Source organism: Streptococcus sp. HMSC062H02, assembly GCF_001813005.1.
Lineage (GTDB): Bacteria > Bacillota > Bacilli > Lactobacillales > Streptococcaceae > Streptococcus > Streptococcus oralis_S.
The window spans coordinates 1-1,613 of sequence record NZ_KV811095.1; the positions used below are offsets into that span (position 1 = coordinate 1).

Annotated in this window: 3 protein-coding genes; all 3 read left to right on the top strand. The window is 33.5% G+C overall.

Annotated features, from left to right (window positions below):
* The first annotated feature begins 127 nt into the window (after positions 1 to 127).
* The 3 genes from HMPREF2885_RS01495 to HMPREF2885_RS01505 all read left to right on the top strand — a co-directional run bounded on the left by HMPREF2885_RS01495 (position 128) and on the right by HMPREF2885_RS01505 (position 1,378).
* Entirely contained in the window at positions 128 to 571 is a 444-nt protein-coding gene (locus tag HMPREF2885_RS01495) for a hypothetical protein (protein ID WP_070656898.1), read from the top strand.
* Between the two features lie 94 nt (positions 572 to 665).
* The gene (locus tag HMPREF2885_RS01500) at positions 666 to 1,106 is read left to right on the top strand and encodes a hypothetical protein (RefSeq protein ID WP_398578104.1); all 441 of its coding nucleotides are present in this window, start codon (positions 666 to 668) and stop codon (positions 1,104 to 1,106) included.
* A complete protein-coding gene (locus HMPREF2885_RS01505; RefSeq protein ID WP_225901730.1) occupies positions 1,103 to 1,378 on the top strand; it encodes a hypothetical protein in 276 nt (91 codons plus the stop codon). The genes HMPREF2885_RS01500 and HMPREF2885_RS01505 overlap by 4 nt, the downstream gene beginning before the upstream one ends.
* The last annotated feature ends 235 nt before the right edge of the window (positions 1,379 to 1,613 follow it).

Here is a 1,613-nt window from a genome sequence, read left to right on the forward strand (position 1 = left end):
TTCAGATGGCTCAGAAGGAGAATATTAATGGTATACACTTATACTGATAAACAACTCAATGAATTAAATCACGGAAAAAATGTTTATAGTGTAAATTCTGAATATGCTGAGAGGAGTAGAGATAACAATGAGTAAAAATAGATTAAGAAAAAGCTATAAACCATTATTCATAGTTTTACTACTCGCAACTATCACAGCAGGAGGTGTTTTTATGTTTAGTATCTTGGGGAAATCCCAAGAAGAGCGTCGAAATAGAGAGTATGAAGTTAGTTTGGTAAACGCCTTAAAGAATTCCTATGAAGGGATAGAAGAGATCAAAATTTCTAATCCAGAATATACAACCCCTCCGGGCGACTGGTCTTGTGATGTAAATATTCTATTTTCAGATAAAGTAAAAATAGAATACCGTGTAGGCCACTCTTTAAATGACGTTGAAAATTATAATGGTTTTGTTAATGGAAAAACAAATAAAGAAATAAACGACCAGTGGGAAATATTGAATTCTCATAAAGGGAAAACAACATCTTTAGTTACTATATATTATTCGGATAAAGAAAAAGGAGTACAGTAGTGGTTTTCACTTATACAGATCAACAACTCAATGAATTAAAGCACGGGAAGAATGTATATAGTGTCAATGCTGAATATGCTGAGAAAAAGAGGAAATGATAATGAGTAAAGACAGATTAAGAAAAAGCTATAAACCATTATTCATAGTTTTACTACTCGCAACTATCACAGCAGGAGGTGTTTTTATGTTTAGTATCTTGGGGAAATCCCAAGAAGAGCGTCGAAATAGAGAGTATGAAGTTAGTCTGGTAAACGCCTTAAAGAATTCCTATGAAGGGATTGAGGAGGTAACGATTACGAATCCATCGTACAGCTCAATTCCTTCAGACGCTTGGGGGGCGGATGTGAAACTAAAATTTTTTGATGGAACATCTAAAGAACATGTTTTAGCTTTTGATATAAACTCGAATAAAATTAGGATTGGAGTATATAATAAGGGTGATGAAGAATTTCAACATTTTTTAAATTCTAGGCGAGGTTCTACTAAGTCAAAAGTTAAAGTTAAATATTCGAATGGTTCAGAAGGGGAGCTATGATGAATAAATACGTGTATACAGACAAACAACTTAATGAATTGAATCAAGGTCCGAATGTTTACAGTGTTAATACTGAGTTCGCACAGCGTAAAGAAAACCGAACAAATATTGTTACTGCTAAATCAGATAACGAGTTAAAAAAAGGCGAAATCAACACCATAACCACCTCCGATGGTCAAGAATTCCGTGTCGTTGCGACTAAGTCTCACCGAGGAACAGGTTTTGATGGTTTGGCGGTAGGCTCCTATAGTAAACGGCAAACCGGGTTATAAAAGTATAGCTGTGATTGCTGCGGGAACGGATCTAGGAAATCCTACTATGATTGATAGATTTAAAATAATTTTTTCTTATTATAGTGTAATATAGACAAATCTTATAGTATAATAAGAAAAAGGAGAAAAGCTTAAATGAACAATTCTGGAATTAAAAAAAGTCATAAAAAGCTACTAATCGTTTTGTTAGTTGCATTCATTACAGCAGGAGGTGTTTTTATGTTTAGTATGTTAA